General features: G+C 66.9%; 21 protein-coding genes. 4 read left to right on the plus strand and 17 right to left on the minus strand.

The genetic code is table 11. From position 1 onward, the window contains the following. Positions 1-40: 40 nt before the first annotated feature. The 13 genes from C882_RS07990 to rpiB form a co-directional block, all read right to left on the minus strand. Positions 41-292: a twin-arginine translocase TatA/TatE family subunit gene (locus C882_RS07990; protein ID WP_009540067.1), complete on the minus strand. Its 252-nt coding sequence runs from the start codon at positions 290-292 to the stop codon at positions 41-43. 102 nt (positions 293-394) lie between these two features. Beyond that, the gene (locus C882_RS07995) at positions 395-1522 is read right to left on the minus strand and encodes an ABC transporter ATP-binding protein (RefSeq protein WP_009540068.1); all 1128 of its coding nucleotides are present in this window, start codon (positions 1520-1522) and stop codon (positions 395-397) included. Between the two features lie 16 nt (positions 1523-1538). Further along, positions 1539-3260, minus strand: a complete 1722-nt coding sequence (locus C882_RS08000) for an ABC transporter permease (protein ID WP_009540069.1) — start codon at positions 3258-3260, stop codon at positions 1539-1541. Between the two features lie 161 nt (positions 3261-3421). Continuing rightward, positions 3422-3889, minus strand: a complete 468-nt coding sequence (locus C882_RS08005; protein WP_009540070.1) for a hypothetical protein — start codon at positions 3887-3889, stop codon at positions 3422-3424. A 33-nt stretch (positions 3890-3922) separates the two neighbouring features. Then, entirely contained in the window at positions 3923-4951 is a 1029-nt protein-coding gene (gene thiL, locus C882_RS08010; protein WP_009540071.1) for a thiamine-phosphate kinase, read from the minus strand. Then, a complete protein-coding gene (gene nusB / locus C882_RS08015) occupies positions 4948-5520 on the minus strand; it encodes a transcription antitermination factor NusB (RefSeq protein WP_009540072.1) in 573 nt (190 codons plus the stop codon). The genes thiL and nusB overlap by 4 nt, the downstream gene beginning before the upstream one ends. Positions 5521-5531: 11 nt before the next feature. Next, entirely contained in the window at positions 5532-5987 is a 456-nt protein-coding gene (gene ribH, locus C882_RS08020) for a 6,7-dimethyl-8-ribityllumazine synthase (RefSeq protein WP_009540073.1), read from the minus strand. Further along, complete coding sequence (gene ribB, locus C882_RS08025) at positions 5987-7108, minus strand: 3,4-dihydroxy-2-butanone-4-phosphate synthase (RefSeq protein WP_009540074.1); 1122 nt, start codon at positions 7106-7108, stop codon at positions 5987-5989. The genes ribH and ribB overlap by 1 nt, the downstream gene beginning before the upstream one ends. A gap of 2 nt (positions 7109-7110) precedes the next feature. Beyond that, positions 7111-7716: a riboflavin synthase gene (locus tag C882_RS08030; protein WP_009540075.1), complete on the minus strand. Its 606-nt coding sequence runs from the start codon at positions 7714-7716 to the stop codon at positions 7111-7113. Between the two features lie 3 nt (positions 7717-7719). Then, positions 7720-8808: a bifunctional diaminohydroxyphosphoribosylaminopyrimidine deaminase/5-amino-6-(5-phosphoribosylamino)uracil reductase RibD gene (gene ribD, locus C882_RS08035; RefSeq protein ID WP_236262546.1), complete on the minus strand. Its 1089-nt coding sequence runs from the start codon at positions 8806-8808 to the stop codon at positions 7720-7722. Positions 8809-8899: 91 nt separating this feature from the next. Next, positions 8900-9352: a transcriptional regulator NrdR gene (gene nrdR, locus C882_RS08040; protein WP_009540077.1), complete on the minus strand. Its 453-nt coding sequence runs from the start codon at positions 9350-9352 to the stop codon at positions 8900-8902. A gap of 75 nt (positions 9353-9427) precedes the next feature. Next, on the minus strand, positions 9428-10708 hold the full coding sequence (glyA, locus tag C882_RS08045) for a serine hydroxymethyltransferase (RefSeq protein WP_009540078.1): 1281 nt from the start codon (positions 10706-10708) through the stop codon (positions 9428-9430). A gap of 64 nt (positions 10709-10772) precedes the next feature. Continuing rightward, positions 10773-11216, minus strand: coding sequence for a ribose 5-phosphate isomerase B (gene rpiB, locus C882_RS08050; RefSeq protein WP_009540079.1), 444 nt, complete (start codon positions 11214-11216; stop codon positions 10773-10775). A gap of 516 nt (positions 11217-11732) precedes the next feature. On the opposite strand from rpiB, the gene C882_RS08055 reads away from it, so the two are divergent. Next, the gene (locus tag C882_RS08055; protein ID WP_043644154.1) at positions 11733-12185 is read left to right on the plus strand and encodes a MucR family transcriptional regulator; all 453 of its coding nucleotides are present in this window, start codon (positions 11733-11735) and stop codon (positions 12183-12185) included. A 107-nt stretch (positions 12186-12292) separates the two neighbouring features. On the opposite strand, the gene C882_RS08060 is transcribed toward C882_RS08055, so the two are convergent. The 4 genes from C882_RS08060 to C882_RS08075 form a co-directional block, all read right to left on the minus strand. Beyond that, a complete protein-coding gene (locus C882_RS08060) occupies positions 12293-12490 on the minus strand; it encodes a DUF6898 family protein (RefSeq protein WP_009540081.1) in 198 nt (65 codons plus the stop codon). Positions 12491-12698: 208 nt separating this feature from the next. Beyond that, positions 12699-13589, minus strand: coding sequence for a 3-hydroxyisobutyrate dehydrogenase (mmsB, locus tag C882_RS08065; protein ID WP_009540082.1), 891 nt, complete (start codon positions 13587-13589; stop codon positions 12699-12701). 76 nt (positions 13590-13665) lie between these two features. Further along, positions 13666-14739, minus strand: a complete 1074-nt coding sequence (locus C882_RS08070) for an enoyl-CoA hydratase/isomerase family protein (protein WP_009540083.1) — start codon at positions 14737-14739, stop codon at positions 13666-13668. A gap of 38 nt (positions 14740-14777) precedes the next feature. Continuing rightward, positions 14778-15917 carry an isobutyryl-CoA dehydrogenase gene (locus tag C882_RS08075; RefSeq protein ID WP_009540084.1) on the minus strand — a complete coding sequence of 380 codons (1140 nt, stop codon included), beginning with the start codon at positions 15915-15917 and terminating at the stop codon, positions 14778-14780. A gap of 230 nt (positions 15918-16147) precedes the next feature. Between C882_RS08075 and C882_RS08080 the strand changes: the two genes are divergently transcribed. The 3 genes from C882_RS08080 (at position 16148) to C882_RS08090 (ending at position 19368) form a co-directional block, all read left to right on the plus strand. Beyond that, on the plus strand, positions 16148-17440 hold the full coding sequence (locus C882_RS08080) for an O-acetylhomoserine aminocarboxypropyltransferase/cysteine synthase family protein (protein WP_009540085.1): 1293 nt from the start codon (positions 16148-16150) through the stop codon (positions 17438-17440). Further along, entirely contained in the window at positions 17437-18465 is a 1029-nt protein-coding gene (gene hemB / locus C882_RS08085; protein WP_009540086.1) for a porphobilinogen synthase, read from the plus strand. Before C882_RS08080 ends, hemB begins: the two co-directional genes overlap by 4 nt. A gap of 357 nt (positions 18466-18822) precedes the next feature. Continuing rightward, on the plus strand, positions 18823-19368 hold the full coding sequence (locus tag C882_RS08090; protein WP_009540087.1) for a hypothetical protein: 546 nt from the start codon (positions 18823-18825) through the stop codon (positions 19366-19368). Position 19369 lies beyond the last annotated feature (1 nt).

Here is a 19369-nt window from a genome sequence, read left to right on the forward strand (position 1 = left end):
CCGCCCCTTCACCGAATAGGGTTGCGGGAAGCCCCGGGCATCAGCCCTTGGCGGCTTCCTCGTCGCGTTCCTTGTTCACCGAGGTGGTGTTGCTCGTGGCACCGCCCTCGATGGTCTTCGGCTCGGACTTGGCTTTGTCCTCAGACCCTTCGTCGTCTTCCTTCAGGCCCTTCTTGAAAGCGTTGACGCCCTTGGCGACGTCACCCATCAGCCGCGGAATCTTGCCGGCGCCGAACAGGACCAGGACCACCAGAAGGACGATGACCCAATGCCAGATGCTGAAAGTACCCATGAACGTTTCTCCGAAGCTGACTGTCTGCGCCGCAGCAAAAAAGCTTGCGGATCATCGCAGAAAGACCCGTCCGCCGCAACACGCAGGGCGGCCCTGTTTTTGCTAATACGCCTCGTCCGCCGGATAGACGAAGACGAGGCTGTCGTCGAATCCCACCTCGAGCCGTTCATCCGGCGGCGGCAGGTAGCGGCCCGGCACCCGCGCGTGCAGGTGCAGTCCCGCGCCTCCGCCGGGCACGTCGACCGACAGATGCACGAGGCTGGACCGGCCCAGCATCCGCGATGCCAGAACCCGTCCCACGACGGACGGCGATGACCCATCCTCGATGGCGGTCAGCTTGAGCGCTTCGGGGCGAACCATCACCGCAGCCTTGGCGCCGTCCGCGAGGGTCCCCGCGTCCAGCGTGCCGAGCGGCGTGTCCAGCGCCCCGCCCCGGACCGTCCAGCGGAACTCGTTCACCTCGCCGAAGAAGCGGGCCGCGAAGGCTGTCTTCGGGTAGCAATACAGTTCCACCGGCGTCCCCATCTGCACAATCCGGCCGCCATTCATCAGGGCGATGCTGTCGGCCATGAACATGGCTTCCTCCGGGTCGTGGGTGACCATCACCGTCGCGACGCCGGTCTCCTTGAGGACGTGCAGCGTCTCGTCCCGCACCTGGTCGCGCAGCCGGCGGTCGAGGCCCGAGAACGGCTCGTCCAGCAGCATCAGTTTCGGCGCCGGGGCCAGGGCCCGGGCAAGGCCGACACGCTGCTGCTGTCCGCCGGACAGCGTGTGCGGATAAACCTGCATATAGTCAGACATGCCGACCTGGGAAAGCACGTCCCGCGCCCTTTCCTGCTTTTTCTTTCGGGACATCCCCTCCAGCCCGAACGCCACGTTCTCTTCAACCGTCAGGTGCGGGAACAGGGCGTAGTCCTGGAAGAGGAAGCCAACATTGCGGCGCTCCGGCGGGACGAATGTACGCGGGTCGGCGACCTTCAGCCCGGCCACCCTCACCTCGCCTTCCGTCGGCGCCTCAAGGCCGGCGGCGATGCGCAGCGTCGTGGTCTTGCCGCACCCTGACGGGCCCAGCAGGCACAGGAATTCTCCGGGCCCGACAGTGAGGGTCACGCCGTCGACCACCGGCTTGTCGGCCTCGTAGGCATGGCGGATCTCGGTCATCACCAACCCCGCCTTGTCGGGGTCGACCTTGTCGCGGAAGGGCACGGGGCGGATGGGCGCGATCTTCATGACGAGGTCCTCGGGGTCAGCGGGCGCTGCCGGGGCGCGAGCGGGCGATGGCGACAGACAGCAGGACGACGGGCACGATGCCCACAAGCACGATGGCCAGGGCCGCCGGTGCGGCCTCCTGCAGGCGTTCGTCGGAGGCCAGCTCGTAGGCGCGCACGGCCAGCGTGTCGAAGTTGAAGGGGCGCATGATGAGGGTCGCCGGCAGTTCCTTCATCACATCGACGAAGACCAGCAAGGCGGCCGTCAGGATGCTGCCGCGGATCATCGGCAGGTGGACGCGCTTGAGCGTGGCCCACGGGCCGAGGCCAAGCGTGCGGGCCGCCCCTTCCAGGTTCTGCGTCACCTTGCCCAGCGACGCCTCGATGGCGTTGAAGGAGACAGCCAGGAAGCGCACCAGGTAGGCGTAGACCAGCGCGGCGATGGACCCCGTCAGCAGCAGTCCCGTGCCGAAGCCGAACACCGCCTCCATCCAGCGGTCCAGGGCGTTGTCGAAGGCGGTCAGCGGCACCAGGACGCCGACTGCGATCACCGAGCCCGGCACCGCATAGCCCAGGCTGGCGACGCGGGCGGCGGCGAGCGTCATGCGGCTCTTGCGCATGCGCTGGCCGTAGGCGAGCAGAACGCCGACGGCCGCCGCCAGGACCGCCGCCACGCCGGCCAGGATGAAGCTGTTGGCGGCGCGGTCGAAGAAACGGCCGCCGGACATGACGTCCGACCATGTGTCGACCGCCCACTGCGCCAGCACCAGGACCGGAATCAGGAAACCCAGGGCCAGCGGCAGGGTGCACACCAGGATGGCGCCGGCCATCTTCCAGCCCGTCAGGTGGACGCGCGGCAGGACACGGATGCGGGTGCTCGTGTGCTGGTAGCCCGCCTGCCCCCGCGACCAGCGCTCCATGAGCACCAGGACGAAGATGAACAGCATCAGCACCGCGCCCAACTGCGCGGCGGCGGCGGGCTCGCCCAGGCCGAACCAGGTACGGTAGATGCCCGTCGTGAAGGTGTCGACGGCGAAATAGTCGACCGTGCCGAAGTCGTTCAGCGTCTCCATCAGCGCCAGTGCCGTGCCGGCGACGATCGCCGGCCGTGCCATGGGCAGCGCGACGCGGAAGAAACTCCGCCAGCGCCCGCAGCCCAGCACCCGGCTGGCCTCCAGCGCACAGACCGACTGCTCCAGGAAGGCTGCCCGCGCCATCATGTAGACGTAGGGGTAGAGCACCAGGCTCATCATGGTGATGGCCCCGCCCAGCGACCGGATCTCGGGAAACCAGTAGTCGCGGCGGCTCTGCCAGCCGAAGACGGCCCGCAAGGCCTCCTGCACCGGCCCGGCGTAATCCAGCAGGCCCGTATAGGTGTAGGCGATGACGTAGGCGGGCACCGCCAGCGGCAGCAGCAGGGCCCACTCGAACAGCCGGACACCGGGAAAGCGGCAGATGGTGACGATCCAGGCCGTGGAGACGCCCAGCAGAAGAACGCCCGCCCCCACACCGAACATGAGCCCCAGCGAGTTGCCGATGTAGCGCCAGAGGACGGTGTCATAGAGGTGGCTCCAGACCTCTCCGGTATCCACCCCCACATGGCCGACGACGACCAGCACCGGCAGCGAGATCAGCAGCGCCACCAGCAGGACGGCAATGGTCCACCAGCGGCTGCCGGTCGCCCGCCGCCGGGCGATGGCAGCCAGGCCGGCCTCTGGCTTGCCGGTGTATTCGGGAACGCTGACTGTTGCTTGCGCCACGATGCCGCCCTGGAGCCTCTGAAGTGTTCAGACCGTCTGCGCGGACCGGCCCCAGGCCTCGGCACCGTCCCGCACCTGCTCACTGTGGTGCAAGGCATTCGCAATATCAAGACCCCACGGGACTTGGGTATTCAGCCGAGGGCCCGTCCCGTGCGCCGGCATCACTTGTCGAACACCGCGCGCAGCATGACCTCTTCCACCACGCCCTCGCCCACCACGCGGCCGGTGACGATGCGGAGCTTTTCCTTCATGACGATCAGGTCGATTTCGTCATGGTCGCGCAACCAGCGGGGAATCCACTCGTGCAGGTAGCGCACCATGGCATCCTGGATACGCACCGTGTGCGGCCTCACGTCCTCGGCCGTGCCCTTGCGCACCTTGAGGCGGAAGTTGAAGTAGATGGACCGGCGCAGCCCCTCGCCCTCCAGGATGACGGGCAGGATGAACGGCTCGATCTCCACGAACTCCGGCCGCACCGGCGGCGGCTTCACCTCTTGCCGCGGCGGCGGGTCCTCCAGCTTGATGCCCAGCCCCAGAACGTCGGGAATGACGCCGAAGGCGGTCAGGCCCGTGAAGGTGCCGCCGGCCAGCGTGACCAGCACCAGAACGATCACCAGAAGCTTGATCATGTCCCCCGCGTTTCCCCGCCATCCGCAACAGGCTCAGTAGTGGCTCCAGCTCGTGCCGCCCGCGAAGGGCTCGGCCGGCCCGGCACCACGCCGCACAAAAACTTCCGACCCCGCGACCATACGCCCGATGGGCGTCGCGGTCAGCCCGCACCGGACGGCGGCGGCACGAACCTGCTCCACCCGCTCCTCGGGCAGGGTGAAGAGCAGCTCGTAGTCGTCGCCGCCGCACAATACGCTGCCGAGAAGCACCGGGGCGGCGTCCAGCGCCGCGCGGGCAGCGTCGGACAAGGGCAGCGCCTCCAGATCGACTTCCGCACCCAGGTGAGAATTCTCGCATATGTGCTTGAGATCGCCTATCAATCCGTCCGAAACGTCCAGGCAGGACCGGGCCATGCCCGACAGCACCGGACCGAACGACACCCGCGGGCGCGGCAGGCGGTAGCGGTCCATGAGGAAGGCCTTGTGCGTCTCGGACAGGCCCGCGAGGGCCGGATCGCCGCGGCAGACCTTGAGCCCCAGCGCCGCGTCGCCAAGCGTGCCCGTGACCATCAGCACGTCGCCCTCCTTGGCCCCGTCACGGCGCAACTCGCCGCCCGCCGGGGCGCAGCCGAGTGCCGTGACGGTGATGGTGGCCGGGCCGGGCGTGGCGACGGTGTCCCCCCCCAGGACCGGGCAGTTGTAGGCGTGAACGTCCTCCGACAGGCCGCGCGCAAAGGCCTCGATCCAGGCCTCTCCACCCTCCTTGGGGAAGCAGGCGGCGACCAGGATGCCCATGGGCTCGGCCCCCATGGCGGCGACGTCGGACAGGTTGACCCGTACGGCCTTCTTGGCGACCAGGTCCGGCGGGTCGTCGGGCAGGAAGTGCACCCCCGCCACCACGGCATCGGTGGTGGCGACCAGCCGGTACCCCTTGGGCAGCGACAGGATTGCCGCGTCGTCCTTCAGGTGCAGCGCCCCGGGATGCCCGATGGCGAGCGGCGCGAACAACTCGGCGATCAGGCCGAACTCGCCACGCCCCTTGCCGCCGGAGCCGCCACCGGAGTCCTCGGGGCTGCTCATCATCGGTCGCCGTCCCGACCCCGCTCCATCTCGTTGGGGCGCACGACGCGGGCCAGGCGGTCCAGCACGGCGTTGACCAGCCGCGTCTCGGGGCCGGCATAGAAGGCGTGGGCCACGTCAACGTACTCGTTGATGGCGACCCGCGGCGGCACGTCCACGCGCTCCATGATCTCGTAAGACCCGCAGCGCAGCATCTCGCGGACCGTGTTCTCCATGCGGTCCCACTGCCAGCCCGAGGTGAGCGACTGGCTGACGGTCTCGTCGATGCGGGCTTCCTCGGCCAGCACGCCGCGCACCAGCGAGACGAACAGTTCCTGGTCGAAGTCGATCAGCGCGGCGACGCGCTCCTCTTCCGTATCCGGGTCCACTTCGATGGCCTCGCCGCCCATGCGGCCTTCCAGGAAGTCGCGGATGACGTCGTCGGCCGACTGCTCGCCGATGTGGATCATGTACAGCGCCTGCACCGCCGCCAGCCGCGCGGCGGAACGACGGCGCGAGCCGCCGCCGGGAAGGCGGGACTTGCGGGGCCGCGGGGCCCGGGGTTCGGCGTGTTTGCTCTGGTTGTCGGTCATGGACTCCGGGCTCACAGGCCCATCTCGCGTTTCACCTGGATCATGCGCAGCGCCGCTGCCGCAGCCTTGCCGCCGAAGTTCTTTTCGTCGACGCGGGCGCGGGTCAGGGCCTGCTCGCGCGTGCGGCAGGTCAGGATGCCGTTGCCGATGGCCAGCGAGTACTGCAGCGCCAGCTTCTGGACACCGTCGATGGCCTGGTGGCAGACGTGTTCGTAATGGTCGGTCTCGCCCTTGATGGCGCAGCCCAGCACCACGTAACCGGCGAAACGGGTGTCGGTCGCCCGCAGTTCCATGGCACGCACGGCAAAACGGATCACGGCCGGAATCTCCAGGATGCCCGGCACGATGATGCGCTTGTAGCCCGCGCCCTGCGCCGTCAGTTCCTGCACGGCACCCTTCACGAGCTGGTCGGAGATGTCGTCGTAGAACCGCGACTCGACGATGAGAAAGCGGGGACCGCTGGCCATTACTTCGGTTCCTTGTCTGCGGGGATCGGGCGTTGTTCCACCACCCGAAGGCCGTAGCCGTCAAGCCCGATGATGTGCTTGGGGGTGTTGGACAGCAGAATCATGTCGCGCACGCCGATATCCAGCAGGATCTGCGCGCCGACGCCGTAGTCCACCAGGCGGCTGTCGGCCTTCTCGCCGGCCAGGCGCTCGCGCACGCGGTCGGACAGGCTGGTGCGCAACGGCTCGCGGATCAGCACCACGACACCGGCGCCGTGCTCGGCGACCTCCTCCATGGCGACGTGGAGCTGCCGGCCCTTGCCGCTCTCCTTGTCGCCCAGCACGTCCTCGAGCACGTTCAGCGCGTGCATGCGGACCATCACCGGCTCGTGCCCGGTGATGTCGCCCTTCACCAGGGCGATGTGCTCGGCGTAGGCCACTTCGTTGACGTAGACCAGCATGCGCCAGTCACCGCCCCACTCGGAGGCGAACGGCATCTCGGCCTCGCGCCGGACGATCTTTTCCGACTTGCGGCGATAGGCGATGAGGTCGGCGATGGTGCCCACCTTCAGGCCGTGGCGCTGGGCGAAGGGAATCAGATCCGGCATCCGCGCCATGGTGCCATCGTCGTTCATGATCTCGCAGATCACGCCCGCCGGATACAGGCCCGCCAGCCGTGCCACGTCGACGGCGGCTTCCGTGTGGCCGGCGCGGACCAGCACGCCACCCTCGCGCGCCCGCAGGGGGAAGACGTGGCCCGGCATGGCGATGTCGGTTTTGTCCTTGGTCGGGTCGATGGCGACGGACACCGTGCGCGCGCGGTCGGACGCCGAGATGCCGGTGGTCACGCCTTCCTTGGCCTCGATGGAGACCGTGAAGGCGGTCGCCAGGCGCGACTGGTTGTGGGCCTGCATCATGGGCAGGCCCAGCTCGTCGCAGCGCTCGCCGGTCAGCGACAGGCAGATGAGTCCGCGGCCGTGCATCGCCATGAAGTTGATGGCGTCGGGCGTGGCCATCTGCGCCGGAATCACCAGGTCGCCTTCGTTCTCGCGGTCTTCATCGTCCACGAGAATGAACATCTTGCCGTTGCGGGCGTCCTCAAGGATTTCCTCGATCGACGAAAGGTACTCGCTGTAGGGCACGGTCAGTCCTTTTCGAGAAGGCGCGCGACGTAACGCGCCAGCATGTCGATTTCCATGTTGACGGGATCGCCGACCTTGTAGGTGCCAAAGGTCGTGACCTCCTGGGTATGCGGGATGATGTTGACGCCGAAACGCGCGCCCTCGACCTCGTTCACGGTCAGAGACACGCCGTCCAGCGTGACGGAACCCTTGGGCGCGACGAACTTCTTCAGCCCTTCGGGCACTTCGAAAACGTAGCGGCGGCTTTCGTTCTCGCCGCGGATGTCCACCACGCGCGCCACGCCGTCGACGTGGCCGGAGACCACATGGCCGCCCAACTCGTCACCCATCTTCAACGCGCGCTCGAAATTGACGCGACGGCCCTCGTCCCAGTCGCCCAGCGTGGTCTTGGACAGGGTCTCGTCGCTGGCCTGTACGGTGAACCAGCCGCGGTCACCGGTGGTGCCCTTCTCGATGACGGTCAGGCAGACGCCGTTGCAGGCGATGGAGGCGCCGATGTCCACCGTCGTCATGTCGTAGGACGTGTCGAAGGTGAACAGGGTATCGCCGCCGGGCTCACGCTTGCGCTCGCGCACGGTCCCCAGGTCGGTGATGATGCCGGTGAACATGAGTCAGCGTTTCTCCAGAACTTCCAGCACGTCGTCGCCGACGCGGGTGAACGAGACGGGTGCAAATTCGGGGGCCGCGGTCAACCGGTCAAGGGCCAGATCGGCGACGGCCGCCCGGCCGTCTCCACCGATCACCTTACCCGCCCGGAACCACGCCAGTCCATCGACGCAGCCGTCGCGCAGCATGGCCGCTGCCACGCGCCCGCCGCCTTCAACCAGAACACGAGTGATGCCGCGCGCGCCGAGAACGTTCAGCACGGCCTCGGGCACGAGGGCGCCGGACTCGTCGCAGGCGGCCTCCAGAACCTCGGCACCGTGCCCGGTGAAGGCCTCCAGCCGATCGGGATCGTGGCCCGGACTGGTGACGATCCACAGCGGCACCGCCTTCGCCGACCGCACCAGCGCACTGGTCACCGGCAGGCGCAGCGAACCGTCCAGCACCACGCGCACGGGCGAACAGTCCTCCAGCCCCGGCAGGCGGCAGGTGAGGGTCGGATCGTCGGCCAGCGCCGTGCCGGAGCCGATGAGGATGGCGTCGTGGGCGCAGCGCAGCAGGTGACCGCGGCGGCGCGCCTCGGGCCCCGTGATCCACTTGCTCTCGCCCGAGGCCAGGGCGATGCGGCCGTCCAGCGTGGTGGCGCATTTCAGCGTGACCAGCGGCCGTCCGGTGCGCACGCGGCTGAAGAAACCGGCGTTCAGCGCCTCCGCCTCATCCCGGCGCACGCCTTCCACCACCTCGATCCCGGCTTCGCGCAGACGGGCAAGGCCGCGGCCGGAGACGCGCGGGTCGGGGTCGACGGCGGCGGCGATGACGCGCGCCACGCCCGCCTTCACCAACGCATCGGCGCAGGGCGGAGTCTTGCCGTAGTGGCTGCAGGGCTCCAGAGAGACATAGACGTCGGCCCCGTGCGCCGCCTCCCCGGCCATTGCCAGCGCCAGCGGCTCGGCATGGGGGCGGCCGCCGGGCTGGGTGAAGCCGCGCCCGACCACGTGGCCGTCCTTGACCACCACGCATCCCACGGTCGGGTTGGGCCACACGCGCCCGAGCCCGCGCCGCGCAAGCGCCAGCGCCGCGCCCATATGCAGGTGCATGGTCCGCGCGTCGGGCGGTGGAGCGGCGTTTCGGCCATGGTCCTCCGCGCCGCCGGCGGAGGCCCGGCTGGAAGACCCGGACGACACGGCGTCACTCGCCTCCCAGCTTTTCAACGAACTCGCCGAAGTCCTTGATTTCGCGGAAGTTTTTGTAAACGCTCGCAAACCGGACATAGGCCACCTGATCAAGCGACTGAAGCGCCTTCATCACCAGCTCGCCGATCTGCGCCGACTGGATTTCCGTCTCGCCGGTGCTTTCGAGCTGACGCTGGATGCCGTTGACGATCTGCTCGATCCGCTCCTCGTCGATCCCGCGCTTGCGGCAGGCGATGCGGATGGACCGCGTGAGCTTGTCGCGGTCGAAGGGGCTGCGCTGGCCGTGGCGCTTGATGACCGTCAACTCGCGCAACTGCACGCGCTCGAACGTCGTGAAGCGGGATTGGCAGGACGGACAGTACCGGCGCCGACGGATGGCGTTGTTGTCCTCCGTCGGCCGCGAGTCCTTCACCTGGGTGTCGTCATGTCCGCAGAACGGGCAGCGCATGGTCTCGGTCCCCCTCTCGTGGCGGCCCGCCCGGCCGCGCCGACCCGAAAGTCGCGCGGCCGGAGGGCGTGCGCCTTACATCCCCTCGTAGATGGGGAAGCGGTGGCACAGGTCCTGGACGCGCTCGCGCACCGTCGCCTCGACCCCGCTGTTGTCGTCCGGGTTGGCCGACAGGCCGTCCAGAACCTCGACGATCATTTCGCCGACCTGGGTGAACTCGGCCGTGCCGAACCCGCGCGTGGTGCCCGCCGGCGTGCCGAGGCGCACGCCCGAGGTCACCATTGGCTTTTCCGGGTCGAACGGAATGCCGTTCTTGTTGCAGGTCATGCCGGCGCGCTCCAGGCTGTGCTCGGCGACGTTGCCGGTCAGCTTCTTGGGGCGCAGGTCGACCAGGGTCAGGTGCGTGTCGGTGCCGCCGGCCACGATATCCAGCCCGCCCTTGATGAGCGTTTCGGACAGGGCGCGGGCATTGGCGACGACCTGTGCCGCGTAATCCTTGAAGTCGGGCTTCAGGGCCTCGCCGAAGGCCACGGCCTTGGCGGCGATGACGTGCATGAGCGGGCCGCCCTGCAGCCCCGGGAACACGGCGGAGTTGATCTTCTTGCCGATGTCGGGGTTGTTGGACAGGATCATGCCGCCGCGCGGACCGCGCAGGGTCTTGTGCGTGGTGGTGGTGACCACGTCGGCGTAGGGCAGCGGGCTCGGGTGCGCGCCGCCGGCCACAAGGCCCGCGAAGTGCGCCATGTCGACCATCAGCAGCGCGCCGACCTTGTCCGCGATCTCGCGGAACCTGGCGAAGTCGATGACGCGCGGATAGGCCGAGCCGCCGGCGATGATGAGCTTGGGCTTGTGTTCCATGGCCAGGCGCTCGACCTCGTCGAAGTCGATCAGCGCGTCCTGTCGGCGGACACCGTACTGCACGGCGTTGAACCACTTGCCCGACAGGGCGGGCGCGGCACCGTGCGTCAGGTGACCGCCGGCGGCCAGGCTCATGCCCATGATGGTGTCGCCCGGCTTGGTCAGCGCCAGCATGACGGCGCCGTTCGCCTGCGCACCGGAATGCGGCTGAACGTTGACGTACTCGCAGCCGAACAGCTTCTTGGCACGGTCGATGGCGATCTGCTCGGCCACGTCCACGAATTCACAGCCGCCGTAGTATCGCCGACCGGGATAGCCCTCGGCGTACTTGTTGGTCAGCACCGAGCCCTGCGCCTCCAGCACGGCGCGCGAGACGATGTTCTCGGAGGCGATCAGCTCGATCTGGTCCTTCTGGCGGCCCAGTTCGTCGGTGACGGCCTTCATGAGGTCGGGGTCGGTCTCGGCCAGGGAGGCACCAAAGAAAGTGGCGGTGGACATCGCTGCGGGTGTTCCTTGAAAGAGCGAACGAACGATAGACAAATAGCCGATGAACCGGCCGGGATCAGACCGGGCGGCTCATCTTTTCGACGCGGCGGGCATGGCGACCACCCTCGAACTCGGTGTCGAGGAAGGTGGCGAGACAGTCCTGCGCCACGCCGGGACCGGTGGTCCGCCCGCCGAGCACCAATACGTTGGCGTCATTGTGCTCCCGGGACATACGGGCGGTAAAGGCGTCGTGGACCAGCGCCGCACGGATTTCAGGGTGACGGTTGGCGGCGATGGAAATGCCGATGCCAGTGCCGCAGATCAGGACGCCGCGGGCCGCCTTGCCGGATTTGACCGTCTCGGCCATGGCGTTCGCGAAGTCGGGGTAATCGACCGACTCCGTGCCGTTGGTGCCGAGGTCGAGCACCGACAGGCCGCGCGCCTCCAGGTCCTTCTTGAGGAGTTCCTTGAGGTCCAGACCGCCGTGGTCACAGGCGATGGCGATGGTGTCGTCGGACATGGTGGCGTCGTCTCGCTTGGTCGTCAGGGGGATTTTGCGGGACTGTTACCATATGTCGAGGCCGCACGCCAGCATGCCCACCATGTCGTGCGCCGCCCAGCGCCTTTCGACCCATCACACCCTGCCCTGCCCATCCCAAGGGACCGGAATGGCGCTTGCCGCCCCTCCCGCCTGGCCGAAAGTATAGGATGACACCATAGTATCGGGCGTGAAAACGCCCGATACATCACCAATTCGCCCCGCCGACACCGACAACCGCAGGCTCGCCAGGGCCAATTCGTCGCGCGGTGGCTGCCGTGTCGAAGTAGGTTTTATTGCTCTTGCACGCCGGCCAAGTAATGTTTTACTGAGACGCCAGACACAACCAATTGACAGCGTGTTAAAAACCAACAAAAATAGCCACCGCGAGGGGCACTCGACGGGAAGGCACGTGGGGTCGGCACACTGTAACCGAGCCGACGGGCCGTGTCGCCGCGTCGAGAAAACGTGCGGATCAAGAAACAAACTGGTGATGAAATGACAGAAGCCCGGCAAGATGAAACCAACCGTGACGACATGCTCCGCATGGCGGTCGACGTCGTCGCTGCCTATGTGAGCAAGAACAGCATGCCGGGGACGCAAATTCCGGAATTGATTCAGACGGTCTACGGCGCGCTCAGCTCTCTCTCCAAGCCCGAGGCTGCGGCAGCGGAGGCGGCGCGGCCGGCGGTGCCGGTCAAGAAGTCGGTTACGCCCGATTACATCATCTGCCTGGAGGACGGCAAAAAGCTGAAAATGCTCAAGCGCCACCTTCGGACCAATTACAACATGACGCCCGACGAGTACCGCGCCAAATGGAACCTGCCGGCCGACTATCCGATGGTCGCGCCGAACTACGCCCAGCAGCGGTCGGCCTTCGCCAAGAAGATCGGCCTGGGCCGCAAGCCGGGCGACACGGCCGCGAAACGTAGCAAGGCAGCGGCAAAATAGCCGCGGGCTTCGCGTCGAGAGGACAAACGGCCGCCGCTTGGGGGAAAGCGGCGGCCGTTTTGTTTCCAGGTCCTGCGGAACCGGCGCGGCGGCGGGACGTGTCGGCCTTATGCCACCGTCCCCCCGCTTCCACCGCCGCCCTGCTCCCGTTGCTCCAGCACGCGGCGCAGCTTGCGGATGGCGTTCTGCTCCATTGTGTAGCGGGAGTAGGTGGCCGGCGCGACGATGGAGACCTCAATGTTGGTGCGCGCGTCGATGGCGGAACACCGGCAGACGTTGCCCATCTGCACGATCTCCAGATACACGTCGCCTTTCCGCCGCTTCGCCATCGCCGCTCCGATTGAGCCGTATACGCCCGGGCACCAGACGTCAGAGCTGCGGTGTGTGGTTCGCACACGCCTTCGGCACCACGCGCCCCGCAGGCTCACACGCCTGACCGGCGCGGGGTCCATCTCCCGACCCTGTTCGCACGGTCCAGTCATGCAGGACCGGACCGTGCCTCACCGGCAGACTTCAGATCTCGCCGTCGATCATCTTGATGATGGCGGAGAAGTCCAGGTTGCCGTTCCCCTTGGACGACATCATCTGATACAGGCTTTCGGCCGCCGCACCAAGCGGCGTCGACGCACCGGCCTTGCCGGCGGCGTCCTGTGCCAGCTTCAGATCCTTCAGCATCATGTCGGTGGCGAAGCCCGGCTGGTAGTCGCGGTTGGCCGGCGAGGTCGGCACCGGGCCCGGCACCGGACAGTAGGTGGTCAGCGACCAGCACTGGCCCGACGCCTTGGACGAGATGTCGAACAGCTTCTGGTAGTCCAGGCCCAGGCGCTTGGCGAGCATGAAGGCCTCGGCGACCGACAGCATCTGGATGCCGAGCATCATGTTGTTGCAGATCTTGGCGGCCTGGCCGTTGCCGGCATCGCCGGCGTGAACGACGGTCTTGCCCATGATCTCCAGGAACGGGCGGGCCTTCTCCGCCGCCTCTTCCGTACCGCCGACCATGAAGGTCAGCGTTCCCGCCTCGGCGCCGCCGACACCGCCGGACACCGGCGCGTCGACCATGGGAAAGCCCTTGTCTTCCGCCGCGGCGATGACGGTGCGCGCGGTGTCGACGTCGATGGTCGAGCAGTCGATCATCAGCGTGCCGGGCGCGGCGGTGGCGAAGACGCCGTCGGTGCCTTCATAGACGTGGGCCACGTGCTTGCCGGCCGGCAGCATGGTGACGATGACGTCGACGTCGCGCGCGGCGTCGGTGACCGTTTCAGCCGCCTCGCAGCCGGCGGCGACGGCCTTGTCCACGGACTCCTTGCTCAGGTCGAAGGCCTTCACGGTGTGGCCGGCCTTGGCCAGATTGGCGGCCATGGGACCGCCCATGTTGCCCACGCCGATGAAACCGATGCTCGCCATGACGTCGTCTCCTCTGGTTATCCTGGTCGTTTCCCGGAGCCTGCGACGGCTCCTTATTGTGTTTGACTTCCGGCGCCTAGTCGAACGTCAGGTCGCCCTGCTGCAGCGGTGCGAAATAGGCGTCAACGGCCTCTTCCTCCACACCTTCAAGATCGGCCGGCATCCACTTGGGCGCGTTGTCCTTTTCCACAAGCAGCGCCCGCACGCCCTCGAAGAAGTCCGGCCCGGCCATGAAGCGCTGCGACAGGCGGTATTCGATCTGCATGGCGCGGTCGAACTCCACCTGGGCGCCCACCTGCATCTGCTTGAAGGCGACCTTGGTGGCCGTCGGGCTTTTCTGGCGGATGGTCTCGGCGGTCTGGGTCGCCCATTCCGAGCCATCCTCGGCCAGCCGGTCGAGAATGCCTTCCACCGAGTCCGCGGCGAAGCACTGATCGATCTGCGCGCGGTGCTTTTCCAGCGGCGCTGTTCCCGGTTCCTCGTGGTACATGTCGAGGACCGCCGTCACGCACTGCTGCATCTGGTCGGCGGTCTTGGCCTCCGTCTCCGCCTCGCCCATAGCCTTGACCATGTCCGCCAGGCGGTTGGACGGCACGTAGTGGGTGGCGATGCCGGTGTAGTAGCAGTCCGCCGCCCGCAGGCGCGCGCCGGTCAGCGCCAGGTACATGCCCAGCTTGCCCGGCAGTCGCGGCAGGAAATAGGTGCCGCCGACGTCGGGGAACATGCCGATGCCCGTCTCCGGCATGGCGAACAGGGTGCGCTCGCTCGCCACGCGGTGGGAGCCGTGCACCGAGACGCCGACGCCGCCACCCATGGTCACGCCGTCGATGAGCGCGACATAGGGCTTGGGATACATCTTCATGAGGCGGTTGAGGCGATATTCCTCGGCGTAGAAGGTGGCGAGGTAGGGCTCGTCCTTCGCCTGCCCCGCCTTGTAGAGCGCCACCACGTCGCCGCCGGCGCAGAAGGCCTTCTCGCCCGTGCCCTGGATGACGACGCAGTGCACGGCGTCATCCTCGGCCCAGGCGCGCAGCTGCGGGTCGATCTTTTCCACCTGCGCGAGCGTCAGCGCATTCATTGCCTTTGGACGGTTCAGCGTGATGGTGCCAATCCCGTCCTTGACCTCGAACAGGGTATCTTCCTCGGACATCCGGCCCTCTCTTCCGTCTGGTCTGCCGCGTCCGGCCCTTAGCCGGCGATCATCTTGCGCGAGATGATAAGGCGCATGATTTCGTTCGTCCCCTCCAGGATCTGGTGCACGCGCAGGTCGCGCAGGATCCGTTCGATGGGATACTCGCGGATGTAGCCGTATCCGCCATGAAGCTGCAAGGCTTCGTTGACCACGGTGAAGCCCGTGTCGGTCGCCAGCCGTTTGGCCATGGCGCACAGACGGGTCGCGTCGGGGTCCTTGCGGTCGAGCGTCCAGGCCGCCTTGTGGAGCAGCAGGCGGGCGGCCTCAAGCTCTGTCGCCATGTCCGCGATCTTGAACTGAAGGCCCTGGAAGCTGTTGAGCGGCGCGTTGAACTGCTTGCGCATGCCCGTATACTCCAGCGCCGCCTCCATGGCCGCGCGGGCACCGCCGAGCGAGCAGGCGCCGATGTTCAGGCGGCCGCCGTCCAGACCCATCATGGCGATCTTGAAGCCCTCGCCTTCCTCGCCGAGGCGGTTCTCCACGGGCACGCGGCAGTTCTCGAAGATCACGGCGCTGGTCGGCTGGCTGTGCCAGCCCATTTTCTCTTCCTGCTTGCCGAAGGACAGGCCCGGCGTGTCGCTAGGCACCACGAGCGTCGAGATGCCCTTGGGACCCGGCTCGCCGGTGCGGCACATGACGACGTAGACGTCCGACCGCCCGCCGCCCGAAATGAACGCCTTCTCGCCGTTCAGCACGTAGTGGTCGCCGTCGCGATCGGCCTTCGTCTTGAGGCTGGCGGCGTCGGAGCCCGCGCCGGGCTCCGTCAGGCAGTAGCTGGCGAAGTGCTCCATGGTGCAGAGCTTGGGCAGGAACTTGTGGCGCTGCTCGTCGTTGCCGAAGCGGTCGATCATCCACGACGCCATGTTGTGGATGGAGATATAGGCAGCCGTCGACGGGCAGCCTGCCGCCAGTTCCTCGAAGATCACGGCGGCGTCCAGGCGCGTCAGGCCCGAGCCGCCCACGTCGTCGCGGACGTAGATGCCGGCGAACCCGAGTTCGGCGGCGGCGCGCAGGGTCTCCTCGGGGAAAATGTGCTCGGCGTCCCATTTGGCGGCATGGGGCGCCATCTCGTTCTGGGCAAAGGCGCGTGCGGCGTCCTGAAACGCCGTCTGGTCCTCGGTCAGCAGGAAATCCATCGTGCTTCCTCCCGGCATGTTCTTGTTTGCATACAATTTTGAGGAAGGATCATACACACAGCGCGCCGCCTGTCAAAGCGCAACCTTCCGATAACGGAACCCCACCTTGGAAACTGTAATACATCAGGATTTCACACAAAGATGCGCAATGATCTGTTGACAGAGACTGCCTTGGCGGGCTTACCTGCTCAACCAGGGAGACAGCAACACCATAGGGGATACCCGCGATCATGGACATGAAGAACGCCCGCCCGGAAACCATCGTGCTGCACGCCGGCTATCGCGCCGAGGAAACCACCAAATCGGTGGCCGTGCCCATCTACCAGACCACCAGCTACCAGTTCGATTCGACCGAGCACGCGGCAAACCTGTTCGCGCTCAAGGAATTCGGCAACATCTACAGCCGGATCATGAACCCGACGGTGGACGTTCTGGAGCAGCGCGTGGCGGCGCTGGAAGGCGGCGTGGCGGCGCTGGGCGTGGCCTCCGGGCAGTCGGCGTCCACCTTCGCCGTGATGAACCTCGCCTCGGCGGGCGACAACATCGTGTCGTCGACCGACCTGTACGGCGGGACCTGGAACCTGTTCGCCAACCAGCTCAAGCAGTTCGGCGTCGAGGTCCGGTTCGTCGACCCCGAGGACCCCGAAGGGTTCCGCAAGGCGGCTGACGAGCGCACCCGCGCCTTCTACGCCGAGACCCTGCCCAACCCCAAGCTGCACGTCTTCCCCATCAAGGAAGTGGCTGACATCGGGCGGGAGCTTGGCATTCCCCTCATCATGGACAACACGGCCGCCCCGCATCTGGTGCGCCCGTTCGACCACGGCGCGGCGATCATCGTCTACTCCCTGACCAAGTTCATGGCCGGCCACGGCACCACCGTCGGCGGCATGATCGTGGATGGCGGCAACTTCGACTGGGCGGCCCACGGCGACCGCTTCCCCACGCTGAACACGCCCGACGAAAGCTACCACGGCGCGGTGTGGACGGAAGCCACCAAGCCGCTGGGCCCCATCGCCTACATCATCCGCGCCCGCGTCACCCTGCTGCGCGACGTCGGCGCCGCCCTGTCGCCGTTCAACGCCTTCCAGATCATGCAGGGCATGGAAACCCTGCCCCTGCGCATGAAGGCTCATTCGGAAAACGCCCAGAAGGTCGCGGACTTCCTTGCCAAGCATCCGAAAGTCGGCAAGGTCATCTACCCCGGCCTCGCCACCGGCAAGCAGCGCGAGCGCGCCGACGCGGTGATGAAGGGCGGCTACTCGGGCCTGGTCGGCTTCGAGTTGACGGGCGGGCTTGAGTCCGGCAAGCGCTTCATCGACAGCCTGGAACTGCTGTACCATGTCGCCAACATCGGGGATGCCCGGTCGCTGGCGATCCACCCGGCGTCGACCACTCATTCGCAGTTGTCGGTGGAGGATCAGGTTGCCACGGGCGTCTCGGAAGGCTATGTCCGTCTGTCGATCGGCATCGAGCACATCGACGACATTCTGGCCGACCTGGAACAAGCGTTGGAGAAAGCGTGAGCAGCGACCCCGGCATCAGCCGCCCGACCGCCGTCTTCGGTTCCTTTCCGCGGGTGCGGATGCGCCGCCTGCGCCGGGATGACTGGACCCGGCGCCTGGTGGCCGAGAACCGCCTGACGGCCGACGACCTCATCTGGCCCTGCTTCGTCGTCGACGGCGAGCAGGAGCGCCAGGAGGTGGCCTCCATGCCGGGGGTCGAACGCCTGTCCATCGACCTGCTGGTCGAGGCGGCCGGGGAAGCCAAGGATCTTGGCATCCCCGCCGTCGCCCTGTTTCCCTCCGTCGATCCGGCGCTGAAGCACCCCGACGGGCGCGAGGCGACCAACCCCGAGAACCTGGTCTGCCGGGCCGTGCGCGCCATCAAGGAGGCGCACCCCGACCTCGGCATCGTCTGCGATGTGGCGCTGGACCCCTTCAACAGCGACGGCCACGACGGCATCTGCCGCAACAACTACGTGGTGAACGACGAGACCGTCGCCGTGCTGGTCAAGCAGGCCATCGTGCAGGCCCAGGCGGGCTGCGACGTCATCGCGCCCAGCGACATGATGGACGGCCGCATCGGCGCCATCCGCGACGGCCTGGACGCCGCGGGCTTCGAGGACGTGCGCATCTGCTCCTACGCCGCCAAGTACGCCAGCGCCTTCTACGGCCCGTTCCGCGATGCGGTGGGCTCGGGCGGGGCGCTCAAGGGCGACAAGAAGACCTACCAGATGGACCCGGCCAACTCCGCCGAGGCCTTGCGAGAGGTGGCGCTCGACCTGCAGGAGGGCGCCGACATGATCATGGTGAAGCCGGGCATGCCGTACCTGGACATCATCCGCCGCGTGAAGGAGACCTTCGCGGTGCCCACCCTCGCCTATCAGGTCAGCGGCGAGTACGCGATGCTGAAGGCCGCCGTCCACAACGGCTGGCTGAACAACGATGCCGCCGTACTGGAAAGCCTGTTGGCCTTCCGCCGCGCCGGCGCAGACGCCATTCTCACCTACACCGCCAAGGAAGCCGCCCGGCTGATGCGCGACGGCTGAGGGGTCGGGTTCCGTCCCGTTCCAGAAAAACGCCGCGCGGAGCAAGATTCCGTGGAACAGGCCGCCCATCGGGGCGGCCTTTGTTTTATATCAACGGGTTGATGCGCGGCTGCTCATAATCCGGATGAGACAGGCGATGATGGAAAGGCTTAGCCCCTCAGTCCAATGCTCCGGGTTGTCACAAATAACACGCAGCGCGGGCTCTTGACATTGCCAACACTCGCCAAGAACAGTGTAGCCATTATGCAACAGAGCGTCCCGTAAAAGCACACTACCACTTTGGAAAGCGGAACGAGAGCCCCCTCATTATTGGTTTCTCGCATGGCATTGAGGCCTTCGAAACCAAGGAGATATCCCATGAAAAAGCTCAGCGCGCTCGCGGCCGCCGCGATCATCGTTCCGGGTGTGGCTTTTGCGCAATCGGACATGAACACCATGGAAGCCGGCAGCTACGCCCGTGGTGTCGGGGACTGGGAACTGCGCCTCTCGGGCACCGGCGCCAGTGACAAGGATTTCGACACCACCACGCTCGGCGTCAGCGGCACTGTCGGCCAGTACCTGTATCCGGGCGTTCTGGTCGGCATCCAGCAGGACGTGGCCTTCGCCGACACGGACGACGACAACCAGCTGAACGCCTCCACGCGCGTGTTCGCCCAGTACGTTTTCGACCTGGGTCAGTGGCAGCCTTATGTCGGCGCGGCCATCGGCGGCACCTATGGCGAGGACATCAACAGCACCTTCACCGCCGGCCCGCAGGCGGGCGTGAAGTACTATGCCGACCGCAACACGTTCATCTACGTGGGCACCGAGTACCAGTTCGCCTTCGAGGACAGCGACGAGATCGACGACGCCTTCGACGACGGCAGCTTCTACCACACGCTCGGCATCGGCTTTAACTTCTGAT

The organism is Caenispirillum salinarum AK4 (assembly GCF_000315795.1).
Classification (GTDB): domain Bacteria; phylum Pseudomonadota; class Alphaproteobacteria; order Rhodospirillales; family Rhodospirillaceae; genus Caenispirillum; species Caenispirillum salinarum.

Bases quoted from the DNA above. Each gene is read 5' to 3' on its own strand.
- C882_RS07990 (WP_009540067.1), bottom strand. From the start codon at position 292: ATGGGTACTTTCAGCATCTGGCATTGGGTCATCGTCCTTCTGGTGGTC.
- C882_RS07995 (WP_009540068.1), bottom strand. From the start codon at position 1,522: ATGAAGATCGCGCCCATCCGCCCCGTGCCCTTCCGCGACAAGGTCGAC.
- C882_RS08005 (WP_009540070.1), bottom strand. From the start codon at position 3,889: ATGATCAAGCTTCTGGTGATCGTTCTGGTGCTGGTCACGCTGGCCGGC.
- thiL (WP_009540071.1), bottom strand. From the start codon at position 4,951: ATGATGAGCAGCCCCGAGGACTCCGGTGGCGGCTCCGGCGGCAAGGGG.
- nusB (WP_009540072.1), bottom strand. From the start codon at position 5,520: ATGACCGACAACCAGAGCAAACACGCCGAACCCCGGGCCCCGCGGCCC.
- ribH (WP_009540073.1), bottom strand. From the start codon at position 5,987: ATGGCCAGCGGTCCCCGCTTTCTCATCGTCGAGTCGCGGTTCTACGAC.
- C882_RS08030 (WP_009540075.1), bottom strand. From the start codon at position 7,716: ATGTTCACCGGCATCATCACCGACCTGGGGACCGTGCGCGAGCGCAAG.
- ribD (WP_236262546.1), bottom strand. From the start codon at position 8,808: ATGCACCTGCATATGGGCGCGGCGCTGGCGCTTGCGCGGCGCGGGCTC.
- nrdR (WP_009540077.1), bottom strand. From the start codon at position 9,352: ATGCGCTGCCCGTTCTGCGGACATGACGACACCCAGGTGAAGGACTCG.
- glyA (WP_009540078.1), bottom strand. From the start codon at position 10,708: ATGTCCACCGCCACTTTCTTTGGTGCCTCCCTGGCCGAGACCGACCCC.
- rpiB (WP_009540079.1), bottom strand. From the start codon at position 11,216: ATGTCCGACGACACCATCGCCATCGCCTGTGACCACGGCGGTCTGGAC.
- C882_RS08055 (WP_043644154.1), top strand. From the start codon at position 11,733: ATGACAGAAGCCCGGCAAGATGAAACCAACCGTGACGACATGCTCCGC.
- mmsB (WP_009540082.1), bottom strand. From the start codon at position 13,589: ATGGCGAGCATCGGTTTCATCGGCGTGGGCAACATGGGCGGTCCCATG.
- C882_RS08070 (WP_009540083.1), bottom strand. From the start codon at position 14,739: ATGTCCGAGGAAGATACCCTGTTCGAGGTCAAGGACGGGATTGGCACC.
- C882_RS08075 (WP_009540084.1), bottom strand. From the start codon at position 15,917: ATGGATTTCCTGCTGACCGAGGACCAGACGGCGTTTCAGGACGCCGCA.
- C882_RS08080 (WP_009540085.1), top strand. From the start codon at position 16,148: ATGGACATGAAGAACGCCCGCCCGGAAACCATCGTGCTGCACGCCGGC.
- C882_RS08090 (WP_009540087.1), top strand. From the start codon at position 18,823: ATGAAAAAGCTCAGCGCGCTCGCGGCCGCCGCGATCATCGTTCCGGGT.